This window comes from Candidatus Dormiibacterota bacterium (assembly GCA_035532835.1).
Classification (GTDB): Bacteria; Vulcanimicrobiota; Vulcanimicrobiia; order Vulcanimicrobiales; family Vulcanimicrobiaceae; genus DAHUXY01.
In genome coordinates, this window is record DATKQG010000096.1 from 65,434 (window position 1) to 83,537 (window position 18,104).

Here is an 18,104-nt window from a genome sequence, read left to right on the forward strand (position 1 = left end):
AATGCGCAAGTTGATTTCAGCTCTCACATTTTTGGCGTTGAGCACGCTGCTCTTTCCTGCGAGTGCGCTCGCAGGCGGACCGCCGCTCGGGAGCTACGCCTGCTACAACTACGGTTTCAACATGCAGGCATTTTACAACGGCGTCACAGTCGTACTCAAACCCGGATCGCGCTATACGACGGCCGGAGCAGCGTTCACCGGTATCTATCGGTACGTCCCTGCGGGGAAGCGGATCGTCTACGTCACCGGAAAGCTGCGCGGACTGCGCAGTTGGCTCCGCCAAGACGGCAGCAAGGGTACGATCCTCATCGACTTCCACGACGGTACCGCGACGAATACGGCCGTGTGCGGCAGGATCCATTGAGCGGCGTATCCGACGTCGTCACATTCGGCGCACCGAGTACGGGTAGGCCGCCATCGCGCCGCACGCCGAGCCGTAAGGGGACTGCAGAATAATATCCTAGTTTCTTTTCCTCTAGGCGAGGACTATCGTCCGAGACCAAGCAACGTTTCGGCTGGATGGAGACGACGCTCAGATTGCTGGGGCATCCGGCGCTCGAGCACGACGGTACGGCGGCGAGAGTCGGCATACGGCCGAAGGCTTTGGCCTTGCTCGGCTTGCTCGCCGCTCACCATCGCCGGCCGGTTTCGCGGGACTGGCTTGCACGAACCTTATGGCCCGACGACGCACCGCCGATCGGCGCGGCCAATCTGCGGCGGCACATGCATTTACTGCACAAAGCACTTGGTGCCGACGTCCTCCGGCTCACCCGGACCACCGTCCAATGGAACCTGCAGTGCGGCGTTTTCGTGGACTCGATTCACTTCGACGGCTGCCTTAGCGCTAACCCCACCGAAGCATTGGCTGTCTATGGGGGAGATTTCTGCGAGGGCGTCGCGGACGAGTCCTTGGAACCAATCCGGGAGCGGTATCGAACGGCGTATGAAAGCCTTTTGCGTTCGCAGATCGAGCTGCTCGATTCGGTCGGCGCCTCGCCTGGGACGCTTCTGCCGTGGTTGGAGCGGTTAGTCGCGCTCGGCCCCTTCGACGAGGGCGCCGCGCGCCGCTTGATGGAGGCCCTGGTCGCTTTAGGCGATCGAAGCGCGGCGATTCGTGAGTACAACGCATTGACCAACCGGCTGCGTGCCGAGATCGGTACGACGCCGGAACCGGCCAGCGTCCGGCTCTTCGAATCGCTGCTCACCACGAGCCAAACGTCACTCGTTCCAAACAATCTGCCTCAGCAGCGCCTGTCGTTCGTGGGGCGGCACCGCGAGCTCTCGCAGCTAGGGATGCAGCTAACGCCCGGGCGCATCGTCTCGATCGTGGGGCCGGCCGGTTCTGGGAAGTCGAGCCTCGCGGTACGCCATGCGCAATCGCAACTCGCTCGCTTTCCGGGCGGCGTATGGCTGGCAGACCTCACGCATGTTCGTGACGAGCGCGATGCCTGGGAACGCGTGAGAGCGGCTGCCGCAATCGAGTCCGGACCGGACCTGCGAGAAAGGGTCGTACGAGCCCTGAAGGCACGCGAAGCGCTCGTGATTCTCGACCGTTGTGAGGGTTCGCTCGATACCGCGCGCCCGCTCGCGCGGCGATTGGCGACTGCCGGTATCGCCGTCCTAACCACCACGCGGCGAAAGCTCGATGCCGAAGGCGAAGCCGTTCTCCCGTTGTTGTCTTTTGACGTTCCGGCGGCCGATGTGCCGGCGGCTTCGCTGATCGCCTATCCCGCATATCGCCTTTTTCTGGAGCGCGCGGCTGCGGCAGCACCGTTCTTCGAAATCAGCGCCGTCAACGCCGCAGTCATACTCGAGTTGCTGCACCGGGTTGACGGGTTGCCGCTCGGGATCGAAATCGTTGCTGCCCGAACCGCCGTGCTTCCCCCTGAGACGATCCTGCGGCAATTGCGTGCATCTCGCATTCCCGAACGGCTCGACGCTGCAATAGCGTGGAGCTACGATTTGCTCGGGAGCGATCGGCGCGAGATGTTTCTGCGATTGTCTATCTTCCGAAGGACGTTTACGGCGGAGGCGGCCGAGTTCGTTTGCGGCGCTCCGATAGAATCCGCTCTTTGTGATTTGGCGGACGCCTCTCTGCTCAGCGTGACATCCGATGCGCAGGGCATCCGTTATCGCTTGCTGGATACGATTCGCGCGTTCGCGGAATCGCGCCAAACGGATCGCGAGCCTCTGCGAGAGATGCACTCGCGCTATTATGCCGGGCTCGCGGCGCGGTATCGCCCGGAATTCCGGTCGCCGCGTGAAGTTGAGTTTTTCCAACGCGCCGACGCAGACCGGGAGAATTTCGACGCCGCCCTTCGATGGGCAAGGACTAGCGATCCCGGCTTAGCCGCGAAACTCGCGCAAGCGCTTTGCCCGTATTACATATTCCGTTGGAATTTTGCGGAGTTGGAGGCGTTGGCCCGCGGCTTATTGAGCGAAGAAGAGGATCGTCTCCCGCTCTCCACCAGCGCGGGCCTCCATTTGGTTACGGGCCTTATTGCCAAAGCGCAAACCGATCGGGAGCAGGCTGAACCCCACTTGCGGAAGGCGCTGAATGGATTTCGAGCATCGGGCGATAGTTCGGGTGAGCTGGAGGCGCTCAACGCCATCGCAATCGTCGCGTTTAATCATGGCGACCCCACTGCTTTGCAACTGTTCGAAGAACTTTTGTCCCTGCAGCGGCGGCACGGCGACGATTACGGCGCGACTCACACCATCTTCAACATCGCCGCATCGTTGACGCACGGAGAGCAGTTGGAACGAGCGCTCGCGCTGCAGCTCGAGGGCCTGTCCATGTTTAAGCGGATGAAGTTCACTCGCGGAATCGGCTATGCCAATCGAGCGCTTTCGCTTAGTTATGCGAACTTGAAACGTTTGGACGAGTCGGTTGCGGCCGCCCGGGCGGCGGTAGACATTTTTGAATCGCTCGGCGACCGCGTGTGGCTGGCCGATGCATTGAATACTCTATCGTCGCAATTATGCGAGTGCGGGAAATACGGCGAGGCGCTCCAGTTTTGCGTTCGGGCACTTACGCTGCTCTCACCTGAGGCTTATGCGATATTCGTTCGAGACGCGCTGTTGGCCGGATTCCAGGCGTTGACTGGGCTTGGCCGCTTCCGAGAAGGTGTTTTGGCCTTCAGCATGGCCGAACGTCTCAGCGAGTTGGACGATCTTGTGATGTCGTCTTCGTATAGCGAGTTCTTGCGAGCGATCGTTGAAACGGCGAAAAAGGCGGTGGGCCCGGCGACCTTCAACGCGCTTTGCGGCGAAGCGGCGTCGATGGAATACGCCGAATTAGTCGATCTCATCAAGCGGGTCGAGGTGGCCTAGCGAATCTGCGCCGATGCGTTGGTAGCGCGGAACTGGTGTCGGGATGTCGAACGTCATGCGTCGATGGATCGAATGTTCGACGTTCGCACGCCGGAGAGCGTCACGTTTTCCTACGAATTGGCTGGATTAGGCAGCCGCGCTCTGGCCGTTTTGCTCGACCTGTTGGTGCAGATCGCCTTGGTGTCGCTGCTTTTCTGGGGACTGATCTTCGCCGCGGGACATATCCACGTCGCGCCTGTGCACCACACCACGCCGGAGGGCGAACGTTTCGCTCGCAACATTGCGGTAGGATTCCTCATCTTCGTCGTCTTTGTCATCTTCTTCGGATACTTCATCGTGCTGGAGGTGGTGTGGAACGGGCAGACGATCGGCAAGAAGGCGCTCGGCATTCGCGTCGTGCGCGACGGCGGCTATCCGCTCGATTGGGGCGCCTCGCTCGTACGAAACCTGGTCCGGGTCGGAGAGATGCTGTTCGGCTCGTACGCTCTCTCGGCGATCTGTGCGCTGGTTTCCCCGCAGAATAAGCGCATCGGCGATATCGCCGCGGGGACGATCGTGGTGCGCGTGGGCAAGCAGGCCACGCTCCCGCACTTCGAACCGACGAATCAGGCGGTGTATGCCGCCACCGGCTACGTCAGCGGCGAAGAGCGGGCGTTGATCCATCGCTTCATCGAGCGCCGCGATACGCTGCAGAGCGATCGCCGGCGGGATTTAGCCGCGCGTTTAGCCGGCCGCGTTCGCGACCGCGTGCCGGCCGATTTGCAGCGACTCGACGACGAAGCGCTGCTCGAACGCCTCTAGGCTCCTAGCTTTCGCGCTTGCGGAATTTGGTGATGAGATCGCGCGCGAAACGCATCGCCTCGCCCTTGGTGCGCTCGTAACTCTTGAGCGCGTCGGCTTTGCTCATGTGCTTGCCGTGCTCCAGGAAGAACGTAACGCCTTCGCCGACGACGATGGTGCCCGCATAGGCGATCGCGCCTTTGATCGCCACGCCCGCTACCGGAACGAATCCGGCGAGCTCGCGCGCGAGCGTGCGCCATCCGAAGCCGCCGCCGATGACCGGCAACAATTGCCACATACGTTGAACGTCCGGGTCGCGCCCGTAGGCCGCTTCGATATGCAGCAAGAGCATCATCTGAATGCCGGTGATGGCGACCATGTCGCCCGCCGATGCGAACGCGCCGAGCACGAGCCCTACGACGGGAATGTGATCGACCAGCGCGCTCGCCAGCGCGACCTTGAGCGCGTTGTTCGCAGCATCGCGGGTGAGCTTCGCCGCAACGGTTTCGCGTAGGACCGGCAGCCTGCGCCCGACCGCGATCTCGACGCCCTTCGACGCGTCGACCAGATGCACGAAGAAGCGCCCGTGCAGAGCCTCTTTGGAAATCGCGTGAACGACGTACTCGGCATGAATGCCGGGTGCCGGGTGGGTGCCCGGCCCGCTCGGTTCGGCCTGTTCGTCGACCGTGAGTGCGAAGATGGGTACGCGCAGGGTTGCGAGCCCGTCGAAAATCGCGCCGTTCAAGTCGCCCGGCCGCCCGAGAAAAACCACCGCGCGCACGTCGCGCGGGTCGGTGACCAGCGGCGCGCTCGCGGCGATCGTTTCAAGGCAAGCGGCCGCATCGAGCGGCACGGAATCGTCATCGTGCCCGCTCAATAGCAGCACGCGTAGTTGCGCCACCAGCGAGGGATCGCCGCAGAGAAGATAGCGAAATGGTTTGCGGACGTTGGCGTGGACGGTTTTTACGTCGATGCCGTTGCGTACGAGTTTGAAAAGGTCGCGGGCGCCGAGTGCCGATGCCATGTGGGGCCTTCCTAACGCTTATGAATCCGGATGCATCTCTTTCTGCGGATCGTCGGTGTAATCCAGATAGATGAGTCCGGTAAAGATTTCTAGCGGCCACGCATGCATGCCGTGAGCGTCCGCAACGTCGACGATCGAGGAGTGGGTGCTCTTGGCTTCGTTGAGGAGCGATTGCGGGGTGCTCTTGATGTCGGCGGCGAGAATGGTTGCGACCGTTACGTCGCCCGGGCTCACGCCGTCCCGGAGCATGGTCGTATAGTCTATACCGTTCAACCCGAAGCGTTGTTGCAGCGCGTACTGAAGTGTTGAATACCGCTGCGGCGAGGTTCCTAAACCTAGCAGGGTGATCCGGGTGGAGAGCTGTCGGGTGCGCGCCATGTTAAAGAGCTGGTCCGCCTGCGAAGCGGCGGTGGCGGCGGCGTTCACCCCGGCCAGCGCTCTCTGCATGATCGGAACCAAGCCGTTATAATCCGTCGGCGTGACGTCGCCGGTAAAATCGGTATTATGCAGAGCCTCCTGGAACTGCTTGAGGAAGGCGTCGACGTCCCCCGCGGCTTGGTCGAGCATCGTGAGCGACGCACGCGACGCATCGACCGCTCGCAGCATCTCGCCGTCGGCCGCATCGAGATCGTCGATCATGTCCGGATACGACGGGAATATCTCCAGCGAGTCCGTCGGAATCGGGTTCGCGTTGAGCGGCGCTTGCATCTCGGCCAGAATGTCGGCGTTCTCTTTGAGCAGCCCGCCTTGTTTGTTGCGTTCTAGCGAGCCGACGCCGCCGATGGTCGTCCCGGCGTCGCTGAGAGCGCTATTGAGCGATCGGCCGATCGCGTTGAGATTCTTCAAGACCGCTTCGGTGCGCGAACCGGGCCGAACGTTGAGTCCGCTCAGGTTCGGCGCTTCGTACTGGAGCGCGTTCAAACGCGTCTTGACCGCGGAGAGCTGATCGCGTCCTTGATCGCGCCGGGCTTGAATTTGTACGGCGGCCGACGATTGCGTGGCCTGCGCCTGTTGCATGGACGCTCGCAAGCCTTGCAGATTGGGGCGGGTCAGCGAGACGCGCTGCACTTCCATCTGGCGAAGCGCCGCAATGCGCAGGCTCGCCTGCGCGCGCGCGGCGGCCGAACCGTTTTGCGAGGCCTGATCCAGCGTCTGTTCGCTCTTGCTGGTAAGCCCCAGCGCCAAATCGTCTTGGCCGAGGTCCAAGAGCGCTTCGCTATTATTCGGATCGGTTTTGAGGATTTGCGCGAGTTTGATCGACGAGTAGTCGTAACGCGCGCGCTCTTCATCGCTCGCCGCTTGAACGAGGCGTTGCTCTTCGGTGACGACCTTAGGATCGAGTTCCGGATAGCCCATGAGATGGGCGATACGCGGGCCGGGATCGGGATGGTCCTGCAGATATTTGGTGACGATGTCGGCCTTCTGATCCTGGAGGACCTTGAGGTGCTGCATCATCGTGATCATGGCGTCCGGATCGTAGCCCGCGCGCGACATCAATTGCAGCCCGTAACGATCGGCCTGCAGTTCGTCCTCGCGCTGCATCTTGGCGATGCCGCCTGCCTCGATCAAATTTCCGAATTGATAGATCAGCGGCGACATAAACGACGCGATCCCCAACAGCAGGTTCAGCGCTTGCGCCTTCGCTTGTAACGTGACCGTATGGCGGCGCTCGATGTGCCCGGTTTCATGCCCGATCACGCCCGCCAACTCGTCGTCGGATTGCACGAAATCGAGCAAACCTTCATCGACGTACACGTATCCGCCCTCGGTGGAGAACGCGTTGACGTCGGTGCTCTTGATAATCTTGATCGAGTAAGGCAAGTCTTTGCGCGCGACTTGTCTCCAGAGCCGGTCCGAGACTTTCTGAACGTATGCGTTGAGCAGCGGATCGGTTTCGATGACGCTGCTGGTGACGATTTGCTCGTCCTGCTCGCGCCCCATCATGATCTCGGCCTGGGTCGAAAGCGCAAGGGCAGGCAAGGGCATACTGCTCGCGAGCAGCGCGAGCACGGTGAAAAGCGGAACGACACGGCGCATCATCATACGAACGTTATCCTTATTACTACATCTTCCGGCCGAAGTTACCAGGCCCCGTTCCCCCTACAACGCCCAGGTGGCTCCAGACGTTACGCGGGGAGTCTGTGTATTGGATGTGGATAATGAAAAGAACTTGCGAGTTGCATGTGGAGGCCGGAGGGGATGCCCGGCGCGCCCTTTGAAATCGGGACCCGATGACGTTGATTCGCGGACGTGGGATGGGGATCGAACTCGCTTTGGGCGAGCGCTCGCTCGATGAAGCTCTTCCCGAACTTGAGGCACGCCTGCTCGAACGGCCGGGTTTCTACCGCGGCAGCGCCGCAACGGCCGCCTTCGGCGCCAGCTTGCCCGAGGCGTCGCATCTAGCCGAACTCCGGCGCATCCTTGAAGCCGGCGGGATTACCCTGAGCGGCGTGAGCGGCGCCCCGGCCCTCGAGCCGGTCGCAACCGCGCACGGCCTGGCATTCGCCCTCGAGGCCGCACCCGGCCAGGAGCTCGCAAGGCGCCGCGCCCTGCGCCCCAAACGGGAGACGAAGCTCTCGGACGCCGCCCGGTCGCTCGTCGCCGATTTTGCCGGAGCCCGAGCCGACATCGCCAAGCGCCGTAGCCGCGGCGAGGAGAGCGTTCCACGCGTCGACCTGCGCGCGGCCTCGGCGAAGGACCGAGCCAAGGAGCCGCCCGCCCTTCATCCGGTCGAGGCACCGCCCGGCACGCTCTTTCACACGGGCACGCTGCGCGGCGGGCAGGCCCTTCACCACGTCGGCAATATCGTCGTGGTGGGCGACGTGAATCCGGGCGCCGAGCTGGTCGCAACCGGCAGCATCTTGGTTTTCGGAAGGCTCGCGGGGGTCGCCCACGCCGGGGCCCAGGGCGACGCGCAGGCGCGCGTGTACGCGCTGCAGCTAAGCGCGACGCAACTGCGGATCGCGACGGTTATCGCCGCCGACGAAGGCCAACGCGAGGGCGCCGCGCAACCCGAGGCGGCATTCGTTCGCGATGGCCGCATCGCCGTGGCGCCGTACGAAAAACTCGAGCAATTGACCGCGACCCTGGGGAGTTAGGTAGGCATGAGCGCACGCAAGATCGTCATCACGTCCGGAAAGGGCGGCGTCGGTAAAACGACGACCACGGCAAACCTCGGGGCCACGTTGGCGAAGCGCGGCCATCGCGTCATTTTGATCGACGCGGATATCGGTCTGCGTAACCTCGATCTCGTGCTCGGCCTCGAGAAGCGCATCGTGTTCGACTTGGTTGAGGTCGCCGAGGGACGCTGCCAATTGCGGCAAGCGCTCATCAAAGACAAGCGCTTCGAATCGCTCTCCATCTTGCCGGCCGCGCAAACGCGCGACAAAGATGCCGTTTCGGAGCAGCAGTTTGCGGATATCGTCGATCAGGCCGCTCAAGTCGCGGACTTCGTCCTGATCGATTGCCCGGCCGGGATCGAAGCCGGCTTTCGCAACGCCGTCGCAGGCGCGCAAGAAGCGATCGTGGTCACCACGCCCGAGGTGAGCGCCATTCGGGATGCGGACCGCGTCGTCGGTAAGCTTACCGAACGCGGCATGCCGATGCGGCTGATCGTGAATCGGCTACGCCCGGAGATGGTACGCACCGGCGATATGCTCTCGGTCGAGGACGTCCGCGAAATTCTCTCGATCGACTTGCTTGGTATCGTGCCCGACGACGAAGAAATCATCGACACGACCAATCGCGGCGAGCCGATCGTGCTTGACGAAACCAATCGGCTGCGGACCATCTACGACAAGATCGCTCGCAGGCTCGAGGGCGAAACCATCGCGTTCACGAGTTTCGATCAACAGGGTTTTCTCGGACGCCTCTTCGGCGCACTAAAGGCGGGGTAAGGTATGCACGTGCTCAAGCAACCTCACGATGACGGCAGCGAGCCGAATCCGGACGCGCGGGCCGGTGACATTCCGGCAAAACTCGGCCGGGCGATCGTCATCACCTCGGGTAAGGGCGGCGTCGGAAAAACAACCACCACCGCGAATCTCGGTACCGCGCTCGCGGCGCGCGGCGCGCGGGTTGCGTTGGTCGATGCCGACGTCGGTTTGCGTAACCTCGATATCGTACTCGGGCTCGAGAGCCGGGTGAAGTACCACGTGCTCGACGTGCTCGACGAACAGGTCACGCTCGATGAAGCGCTCGTTCGCGATAAGCATAACGAGACGCTATTTCTGCTTGCGGCGGCCCAATCGCGCGAGAAGGACGAAGTCGATACGCAAAAAATGCGGGACATGATTCACGCGCTACGCGAACGCTTCGATTACGTGTTGATCGATTGTCCGGCGGGCATCGAGCTGGGTTTCAAAAACGCGGTGGCCGGAGCGCAGGAAGCGATCGTCGTCTGCACGCCCGAAGTCTCGGCCGTTCGCGACGTCGATCGTGTCGTCGGGCTGCTCGGCAACGCCTTCAGGCCACAGCTCATCGTCAACAGGCTGCGCCCCGCCATGGTCAAGAAGGGCAAGATGCTCTCGGTTGAGGACGTGAATGCGATCTTGCGCTTACCGCTGCTCGGCGTCATCGCGGACGAACCGGAAATTATCATCACGACCAACAAAGGCGAACCGTTAGCGCGCAGCCGGGATGGTGCGACCGCTTCCGCCTACCACGCCATTGCCGCGCGCATCGCCGGCGAAGACGTCCCCGCGCCGGCGCCCGAAGAAGCCAAAGAGAGTTTCTTCGGTAAGCTCGGCTCGATCTTCGGAGGAAAGCGCTGATGATCGACTTCTTCAAAAAACTCTTCGGGCAATCCGACTCCAGCTCGACCGCGAAAGAGCGGCTGCGCTTAGTGCTCATGACCGACCATCTCGCGCTCGCGCCGGAGATCATCGAGCAGATGAAGCGCGATCTGATCGACGTGATCTCACGCTACGTCGAAGTCGATCGCGATAAGGTCGAAGTAAACTTCGAACGCGAGGATCGGGCGCTCGCGATGCTCGCCAACATTCCGATCGTTGCCGTCAATCGCCCCAAGGGCGGCGACGGGCACGCGGCGCCCGCACCGCAACCGGCCGAGGCTGCAGTTGCGGCCGCTCCGTCGACCGCCTCGCAGAGCATCGCGGACGAAGCGCCGGCTACCGCTGCTCCCGGTGCGCCCCCAAAACGGCGCCGTCGCAAAAAATCGCAGAACACCGCATCGCAGAAACCGGCGACGGCACACTAGCGGTCTGCTAGAGCGGGGCAGCAGCCAGGCTAGTTGCGGGGCGTGCAGTTTTTTCGACCTGGCCTGGAGGGCCATTTCAAAACTTCGTTTTGTCGAAAAAATGCTCGAGCTAGAAAATTTCACGGATGAAATTTTTTGGCATCCCCGCAACTAGCCTGGCTGCTGACCCGGTCTAGCAGACCGCGAAACGCGAGCAACACATGCAACGAGGTTTATTTAGCGAAGCGCCGTCGAGTGCCGTGCCGATCTTGCCCGACGACGGCGAAGCGTCGTACTATCGCGCGTTCTTGCCTGCGACGCAAGCGGACGAGCTGTTCGCGCATCTCGAACGCGAGGTGCCGTGGAGGCAGGAGCGCATTCGTATGTACGGCGTCGAGCGCCTTATGCCGCGCTTGACGGCATGGTACGGCGATGCGGTTGCGCAGTACACGTATTCGGGGTTGAAGAACGATCCGTTGCCGTGGCTGCCGGCACTTGCCGATCTGCGCGATCGGTTGGAGCGAGCGACCGGCGCGCGATTCAATAGCGCGCTGCTGAACCTCTATCGGGACGGCAGCGATTCGGTTTCGTGGCACGCCGACGACGAGCCGGAGTTGGGAGCGCGGCCGACGATCGCTTCGGTGAGCTTGGGAGCCGAGCGCGTCTTCGAATTGTCGCACGTCGCGGACGGGAGGCGGGTCAAGTGCCTGCTGGAACACGGGAGCCTGCTCGTGATGTCGGGAGATTCGCAGCGATGTTGGCGGCACCGTATCGCCAAGGTGCGAGCTATCGAGCATTCCCGCATCAACCTGACGTTTCGGGAAGTGGCCGCGCGGCCGAACGCAGAAGAGCGGGCCAAGACCGATGGCCGTTCTGACGCTCGGTAGCGGAGCCAAACGCTACTTTAGGAATTTCAACTGGTCGCTCGCAAGCGCGTGCGTGCTGATTTCCGTTATCGGCATCATGTGTATTCAGTCGGCCGACGTGCACAATCCCGACGCCGCGGGCGAGTTTCGCAAGCAGATACTCTATCTCGTTCTGGGCACGCCGTTGATGATCGGCTTTTCGCTCATCGACTACCGCAACTGGCAGCGTTGGGCACCCGCGCTCTACGGCCTCAACCTCGTCCTCCTGCTGTTCATCCTGCGCGGTGGCCACAGCGCGCTCGGCGCCCAACGGTGGATATCGCTGGGCCCGCTCGGGACGTTCCAGCCTTCGGAGCCGGCCAAGCTGGTGCTGGCGATCGCGATTGCGGCGGTGCTCTGTCGCGGGAGTTACGAGCGCTTGCAAGACATCTGGAAGCCGTTGGTCGTGGTTGCAATCCCGGCATTGCTCATCGTCAAGCAACCGGATCTTGGAACGTCGCTCGTCATCCTGGCCATGCTCACCGCCCAACTCTTCTTCGGTTTACCCAAGCTGGGTGATTTCGCAATCTACATGATGGGCGTCTTCGTCGTGGCCGCGACGGCGGTCGGCACCAACGTCGTTCTCAAACCGTTCCAAAAGGCGCGCCTCTTCGTTTTTCTCAATCCGAAAGCCGACCCGCAAGGAGCCGGCTACAATCTCAATCAATCGAAAATCGCCGTCGGCAACGGCGAGTGGTTGGGACGCGGCTTGCATCACGGGACGCAAACGCAACTCAATTTCGTACCCGAACATTCGCGGGATTTCATTTTCACCGTCTTGGCGGAGGAGTTCGGTTTCGTCGGTGCGGCGGTACTGCTGGTTCTTTATGCCATGATTTTATTCGGGGGCGTTCGCGCCATGTTCGCTGCGCGCGATCGATTCGGATTTCTGCTGGCGAGCGGCTTGGTTGCGATGCTGACGTTTCATATCGTGGTCAATATCGGCATGACCATCGGCATCATGCCGATTACCGGCATCCCGCTGCCCTTTATGTCGTACGGCGGTTCGGCCATTCTCACCAATTTTGCCGCGGTCGGCGTTTTGTTGAACATCTACTCGCAGAAAGACCGCGGCGTTCTCGGCAACGCCTAACTTTCGCCGGCGCCTCGAAGGCGAAAGACGGCTCCGAACGGATGGCGGGCGAGCTCTTCGCATCCAAACGGTCGTAACGCTTCTTCGTGCACGGGCGTGTGGTAGATCAGATGTACGCGGTCGTCCTTGGCGCGCGAGTGCACGATCGCTCCGATGCATTGCGCGAGGGCGATCTCATCGAACGGGTTGTAGAGAAAGACGACCAGATCGCCCGGCGGATAATTCCAGAGCCGCGCGTCGGCGCGAACCACCCGCAGATCGCGGCACCGCTGCGTTATGCCGTGCGCTCGCGAGAGATTCTCCTTTGCGATCTGATGCAATCCGGGAGAGACTTCGATCCCGACGATTTGCTTGAACGGCGAAATGCTGGCCAGCAAGAGCGCGCGTCCCATACCCGCGCCGACATCGATGAAGGTGGAAGCGCGCACCACCTCGCCGGGTAGGGCCGACGCGAGCGCGTGAAAGTCCGCGACCGGGATCGCCTCGTAGTGGGTCGCGTGTGCGTGCGCGTCGCCGACGAATTCCGGATCCAGATCGTCGAGAAAAAGGATCGCTTGCGTCGTTACGCCGTGCTCGCGATCGAACCGGCGACCGGCCGAACGTTCACCGTTGCTCACCGACGCGGTATTCGTCACCGCGAGTGCGAACACCGCGGGGAATGAAACGGCCGTACCGTCCGGGCGATTGGTTTGCGATCCCGCTCGGCGATGGCCGGTACGCGGTGGGCATCGTCGCTCGAGGAACGCGCAAAGCCATCGCCGGCTACGTCTTCGGCGAATGCTTCGAGGGCGTGCCATCGCAGCATCAGGTAGCGGAGCTCGACGCGAGCCGAGCGCTCTGGAGCGGGTCGTTCAGCGATCGCGCCATGGTGGAAGATCGTTGGCCGGTTATCGGCGGGCATGCAGCGTTCGCTTCGAGCGACTGGCCGCTCGAACCGGCGTATCGGCGCGTGCTCTCGCCTCTGGTGCTGGAACGGTTGGTCGCGACCGGAGCGCTCCCGAGCCATCGGCGGGTAGTGCGCGATCTGTACGCGGCGGTCGATGCGGCCGCGCTCGAACGACTTCCGGACGATACGCAATTGCAGTGGCGTAGCCCGCCATCGTCGCAATCGCTCGAAGCGGTTGCCGCGTGGATTGCAACCCGCCCGCATGCGAGCATTCGACTCTACGGCGACGCGCTCGCGAGCCTTGCCGAGTTCGCGCGTATGCCGCACGTGAGAACGCTGATCGTGGGCGAAGGCGATCTGCCGGCGACGCTCCCGGTGTTCTCCGACGTTCGACGGTTGGAACTGGAGCAGATGCTCCCGGCGGCCCGGCTCGTGCGAGCGTTCCCGCGCGCGATCGCGCTGCGCGTGGCGGCGGGAGATTCCGCAATCGATATGGGCCCTTTGGAAACGTTAGACGAGCTGCGTGTGCTGGATTGCAGTGGCGGCGTAGTCGAAGGATTGGAGTCGCTCGCGCGCATGCCTCAACTGGCGGCGTTACGGCTTTCGCGCACGCGTGGCTTGCCGAGCGTGGACGTCTTCGCGGAGACGCGCATTCGCGCGTTGTCCTTGGAGCACGACGTGCGGCTTACGAGCTTGGTACCGCTCGCGCGCATGAGCGAGCTCGAGCAATTGGAGCTGCGGGGCCTGTGGCAGTTCAACGTCGCCGATATGCGCTGGCTCGCGGCGTGCCGCACCCTGCGGCGAACGACGATCGATATCGGCGGGCGGCGAAAAAATGTCGAAATATATCGGCGCGCCGTTTGGGCGGCGGCGTGGCCCTTCGCGTGGATCGCTAAGGAGAGTTGCGAGACGTACGGCTCAACTCGTTAGCCCGAATGAAGCGTAAGATTTCGTCGATCGCCGCGGCGCTGGGATTTCGGAACGAGAGGCTGTGCACGTAGCGTCCGCGCGAGTTGCGGATGCCGGGCAAGGGCGACGCCAGCAAGGAGAGCGGCATAAACGGTACCGCCGTGCGAAGTTCATCGTTGGGGAGCGAGATATTTACGTTGATGTTCCATTCGCGGCGCAAAATCTGATCCGTGATGATGCGCATACCGCCCGTGCTCAAATCCAGCGCCAGCGCTTCGTAGGTAACGCCCGGTTGTTCGGGCACCGTGTAGCGAACGGGGAAACTCGCGACCGTGCGCACGCAGGAGCGCTGTTCGAGCAAGCGCTTCGCAGGCGGTGGCGGGCCCACGGATACGTGCGCGCCTTTGAGCGCGCGTAACCGCTCCTCGCTAATGAAACGCGAGAGTTCCTCGCGTTCGGTCTCGCCGGCCATCTCGAAGGCGATGCCGTAGTGGTAGGTGTGGTCGTGCTTCGTGTGCCGGGTTTTCTTGATTGTGCCCATCAGCACGAGGTCGGTCAGGCCGGGGCGCGGGAGGTTGAGACGCACCGGAAGGCGCGTTTGTATCTGGACCGCGGCATCGATCCGGCACCCGCCTCCGGAGATATTAACCAGCGTAGCCGGCAGCGTTTCGCGAACGCCCGCCACCCGGACGTGGATGGTGGCGTGCACGGGCTGACGGTGGTAGGCGCGCTCATCGAGTGACATCGTGGCGACTCCGTGCCTGTGGCACCGGCACCAACAGGGTGTGCCGACCCCCTCCTAACGATGCAGCACCCCGCTTGGATTTGTCGAGTGCCTGAGGGCCTGCGAGGGTAAAGCCTTCGAAAATGGAGGCCCTCGGACATGGCGGCAGGTGCGGGCAGCGATTGGCGTGAACTGCGACTGAGCCGGAATAAAGCCGGCTGAAAGTTTTATATTTCTAGAGGGGTTCAACGTAGCGGCGCAGCGTGCGTCGCCCGCTCGAGGACGATCCCGGGATTCCAAACCCGCTGGGTCGTCGTCGCGGATGGAGAGGTAAGGCCGCCGCACGTGGCCCCTAGATAATTTGAGGACAATTTGTCGAGCGAGATCCTAATCTCGAGCGACCCTTGGGAAAACCGGGTCGCCATACTTGAGGACGGCAACATCGCCGAACTCTACATCGAGCGCGAAGAGAAAGTCATCGGCTCGATCTACAAAGGCAAGGTACAGAACGTTCTGCCCGGGATGGGCGCGGCGTTCGTGGATATCGGCCTTGGCCGAAACGCCTTTCTCTACGTCGACGACATCAACAAGCAGCCGCTAAACATCGGCGATGTCGAAATCACCCACGGCCACAGCGGCTTCACCATCAACGAGAAGGTGAAAAAGGGCGACGACGTCTTGGTGCAGATCGTCAAGGAGCCGCGCGGCCTCAAGGGCGCGCGCATCTCCACGAACATCTCCCTTCCCGGACGCTATCTCATCCTGATGCCGACCGGTAAGTACTCGGGCGTTTCGCGTAAAATCGAATCCGCCGACGAGCGGAACCGGCTCAAAGCCGTGATGAAGCGGATTCGTCCCGAAGGCATGGCGACCGTCGTCCGAACCGCCGCCGCGAACGTGAGCGAAGCCGAGCTGATCGCCGATCTAGGCGTCCTGATCCGGATGTGGCACGGCATTCTCGAAACCTTCAAGCGCGCGAGTTCTCCATCGCTCTTGCACCGCGATATGAATCTCGTCTTCAAAGCCGCCCGCGATTTCATCACGGCGGACGTCGATAAGGTCCTGATCGATAACGAAGCCGAGTACCGTAAGGTGCGCGAGTTTCTGCAGCTCCTGGGCCCGCAGTACCTCGATCGCATCGAGTACTACAACTCGGGGCGCAATCTGTTCGACGACTACAAGATCAGCGAAGAGCTGCAAAAGCTCATGAAGCCGAAGATCAATCTCCCTTCGGGCGGATCGATCGTGATCGAAACCACCGAAGCGTTGACGGTGATCGACGTGAATTCGGGTAAATTCACCGGCGGCCGTAATCTCGACGATACCATCGTCAAAACCAATCTCGAAGCCGCAACCGAAGTGGCGCGACAAGTACGTCTGCGCGATATCGGCGGCATCATCGTCGTCGACTTTATCGATATGTCGTCCGAAGCCGCGCGCAGTAAGGTAATCCGCGCGCTCGAAGACGGTTTGCGCCGCGATCGCACGCGCGCGACGATTCAATCTTTTTCGAATCTCGGCTTGCTCGAATTTACGCGCAAGCGCATCGGTAAGGACCTAGGCGCACAACTACGCGGCACGTGCCCGACCTGCACGGGTCTGGGTACGGTCATGTCCGCGCAGACGATGGCGATCGAAACGTTCCGTCGCATTCGCGACGAGGCTCGCTCGGCGAAGGGGGCCGTCGTCGCCTATGCCGCGCCGTCGGTTGCTTCGCAGATGGAATTTTGGTACGACGACGAGTGCGTCGCGCTCGCTCACGATCTCGGCAGCGAGATCCACGTGCGCGTCGACCCGCTCTTGCATCCCGAAAAATCACGCGTCGAAAGCATGCCGGTCTTCAAAGAAGAGAGCGCGCGTTTGGTGCGCGTGGGCGACGAACACGAAGTGGAATTGCTGGCGGGGCGTCTGCCCAACCCAACGTCTGCCGCGACGGTCGTCAACGGACATTTGGTCGAAGTGGAAAACGCCGCGAACAATGCGGGAAACACGGCACGCATTCGCATTCTCGACGTGGACGACTCCGAAGATTACGTCTTAGCCGAGATGATCACCGCCGGCGTTCCGGCAAGCGATGCGGCGAAGAAGAAACGCCGCCGCGGTGGAAAGCGCAAGGGCGTCTTCACCGCCGCCGAGGAGACCCAGCAGCTCCGCGAACTCGCCGAAGAGGCGGCTTCCGCGCAGCAGGCCCGTCCGCCGATCGGCATTACCACGATTACCGAGGAAGAGGAAGCCGAAGACAAGGCTTTGGGCGCAGAAGTGCGCGGCGAGCGCCAGCCCGACGCCATCATCATCGGTGAGGACGAGGGAGAGCTCGCTCGTACGGACGGCAAGCGCCGTCGCCGTCGTCGTCGCCGCGGTGGGCGCGGACGCAATGGCGCGGTCGATACGGTCGCAACGAACGGAACGCCGCAAGCCGCCGCGTCCGAACTCGACGAAGAAGAAGAGGAAGAAGCGCCGCGGCAGGTGGCTGCCGCCGAACCCGCCGGTGCGCCGGCAGAAGGCGACGGAGCCAATCGTAAGCGCCGGCGCCGCCGCCGCGGCCGCGGCCGTGGCCGTGGACCCGGAGCCGAAGGCCAGCAGCCGTCGGATCGTCAGATGCCCGGCCTCGAGCCGCTCACCGGAGCGCTGCCTTCGAGCTCGTCGGTTCCCGACCGGCACATCTTCCGCGTCGGTAAGGACGGCAAGGCCCAACCCACCGGGACGACGGCTCCGCGCGAACCTTCGCGCGCCATCGCACCGGTTCGGCGCTCCGCTCCTCCGGCGGTCGAGCCGCCACCCCCGAGCTTGCGCATGCCCGACGAACAACCGCAGCTGACCAAGCCCGCGCGGCGCGGCCGCGGCGGAGCCGGCGGCCGTATCGCGGGCAAGCTTGAGAGCACGCCGATCGCGGCGCTGCCCCCGGCGCAGCCTGCGTCCTCGACCCGACGTCCCCGCAAGCCGGTGGCCGCGGTCGCGGCGCCGGTAGCCGAGCCCAAGGCGAAGACTCCGGCGAAGGCTCCGGCCAAAGCCGCCAAGGCAACGCCGGCAAAGGAACCCGCCAAGCGGGCCGCAACCCCGCGCGCCAAGAAAGCCGAGGCGGCCAAGCCCGCAGCGGCGGCAGCGGAGCCGAAAAAACGCGTCGCCGCACCCCGCGCGAAAAAAGCGGAACCGGCCGCAGCGAAGGCTCCCGCAGTCAAGAAGACCTCGACCCGTAAAAAGGCCTCTTCGGCGGCACCGGCTAGGAAAAAGAAGTCCTAGCCGGAGCCATGCC

At 62.8% G+C, this 18,104-nt stretch carries 15 protein-coding genes; 11 read left to right on the plus strand and 4 right to left on the minus strand.

The window, feature by feature from the left end:
• Position 1: 1 nt before the first annotated feature.
• The 3 genes from VMW12_12225 (at position 2) to VMW12_12235 (ending at position 4,134) form a co-directional block, all read left to right on the plus strand.
• Complete coding sequence (locus VMW12_12225) at positions 2-364, plus strand: hypothetical protein (protein HUZ50483.1); 363 nt, start codon at positions 2-4, stop codon at positions 362-364.
• A gap of 155 nt (positions 365-519) precedes the next feature.
• The gene (locus tag VMW12_12230; protein ID HUZ50484.1) at positions 520-3,333 is read left to right on the plus strand and encodes a BTAD domain-containing putative transcriptional regulator; all 2,814 of its coding nucleotides are present in this window, start codon (positions 520-522) and stop codon (positions 3,331-3,333) included.
• A 63-nt stretch (positions 3,334-3,396) separates the two neighbouring features.
• Entirely contained in the window at positions 3,397-4,134 is a 738-nt protein-coding gene (locus tag VMW12_12235; GenBank protein ID HUZ50485.1) for an RDD family protein, read from the plus strand.
• A 4-nt stretch (positions 4,135-4,138) separates the two neighbouring features.
• Here the strand turns inward: VMW12_12235 and VMW12_12240 are convergent, their stop codons facing one another.
• Together VMW12_12240 and VMW12_12245 are read right to left on the minus strand one after the other, a co-directional pair.
• Positions 4,139-5,137: a hypothetical protein gene (locus VMW12_12240; GenBank protein HUZ50486.1), complete on the minus strand. Its 999-nt coding sequence runs from the start codon at positions 5,135-5,137 to the stop codon at positions 4,139-4,141.
• 18 nt (positions 5,138-5,155) lie between these two features.
• Positions 5,156-7,180: a M48 family metalloprotease gene (locus VMW12_12245; GenBank protein HUZ50487.1), complete on the minus strand. Its 2,025-nt coding sequence runs from the start codon at positions 7,178-7,180 to the stop codon at positions 5,156-5,158.
• 188 nt (positions 7,181-7,368) lie between these two features.
• On the opposite strand from VMW12_12245, the gene VMW12_12250 reads away from it, so the two are divergent.
• The 6 genes from VMW12_12250 to rodA all read left to right on the plus strand — a co-directional run bounded on the left by VMW12_12250 (position 7,369) and on the right by rodA (position 12,332).
• Positions 7,369-8,235, plus strand: coding sequence for a septum site-determining protein MinC (locus VMW12_12250; GenBank protein ID HUZ50488.1), 867 nt, complete (start codon positions 7,369-7,371; stop codon positions 8,233-8,235).
• A gap of 6 nt (positions 8,236-8,241) precedes the next feature.
• Positions 8,242-9,033, plus strand: a complete 792-nt coding sequence (gene minD / locus VMW12_12255; protein ID HUZ50489.1) for a septum site-determining protein MinD — start codon at positions 8,242-8,244, stop codon at positions 9,031-9,033.
• 69 nt (positions 9,034-9,102) lie between these two features.
• Positions 9,103-9,909 (plus strand): septum site-determining protein MinD, encoded by an 807-nt coding sequence (gene minD, locus VMW12_12260; protein HUZ50490.1) that lies wholly within the window; start codon positions 9,103-9,105, stop codon positions 9,907-9,909.
• Positions 9,909-10,355, plus strand: a complete 447-nt coding sequence (gene minE, locus VMW12_12265) for a cell division topological specificity factor MinE (protein ID HUZ50491.1) — start codon at positions 9,909-9,911, stop codon at positions 10,353-10,355. The genes minD (VMW12_12260) and minE overlap by 1 nt, the downstream gene beginning before the upstream one ends.
• Positions 10,356-10,555: 200 nt before the next feature.
• Positions 10,556-11,221, plus strand: a complete 666-nt coding sequence (locus tag VMW12_12270; protein HUZ50492.1) for an alpha-ketoglutarate-dependent dioxygenase AlkB — start codon at positions 10,556-10,558, stop codon at positions 11,219-11,221.
• On the plus strand, positions 11,199-12,332 hold the full coding sequence (gene rodA / locus VMW12_12275) for a rod shape-determining protein RodA (protein ID HUZ50493.1): 1,134 nt from the start codon (positions 11,199-11,201) through the stop codon (positions 12,330-12,332). The genes VMW12_12270 and rodA overlap by 23 nt, the downstream gene beginning before the upstream one ends.
• Here the strand turns inward: rodA and VMW12_12280 are convergent.
• On the minus strand, positions 12,329-12,949 hold the full coding sequence (locus tag VMW12_12280; GenBank protein HUZ50494.1) for a class I SAM-dependent methyltransferase: 621 nt from the start codon (positions 12,947-12,949) through the stop codon (positions 12,329-12,331). The two genes, rodA and VMW12_12280, sit on opposite strands and share 4 nt — an antisense overlap.
• A 41-nt stretch (positions 12,950-12,990) precedes the next feature.
• Here VMW12_12280 and VMW12_12285 point away from each other — a divergent pair, with 41 nt between their 5' ends.
• A complete protein-coding gene (locus VMW12_12285; GenBank protein ID HUZ50495.1) occupies positions 12,991-14,148 on the plus strand; it encodes an Imm26 family immunity protein in 1,158 nt (385 codons plus the stop codon).
• On the opposite strand, the gene VMW12_12290 is transcribed toward VMW12_12285, so the two are convergent.
• On the minus strand, positions 14,111-14,872 hold the full coding sequence (locus tag VMW12_12290) for a PilZ domain-containing protein (GenBank protein HUZ50496.1): 762 nt from the start codon (positions 14,870-14,872) through the stop codon (positions 14,111-14,113). The two genes, VMW12_12285 and VMW12_12290, sit on opposite strands and share 38 nt — an antisense overlap.
• Before the next feature lie 351 nt (positions 14,873-15,223).
• Between VMW12_12290 and VMW12_12295 the strand changes: the two genes are divergently transcribed.
• Positions 15,224-18,091, plus strand: coding sequence for an Rne/Rng family ribonuclease (locus VMW12_12295; protein ID HUZ50497.1), 2,868 nt, complete (start codon positions 15,224-15,226; stop codon positions 18,089-18,091).
• Positions 18,092-18,104 lie beyond the last annotated feature (13 nt).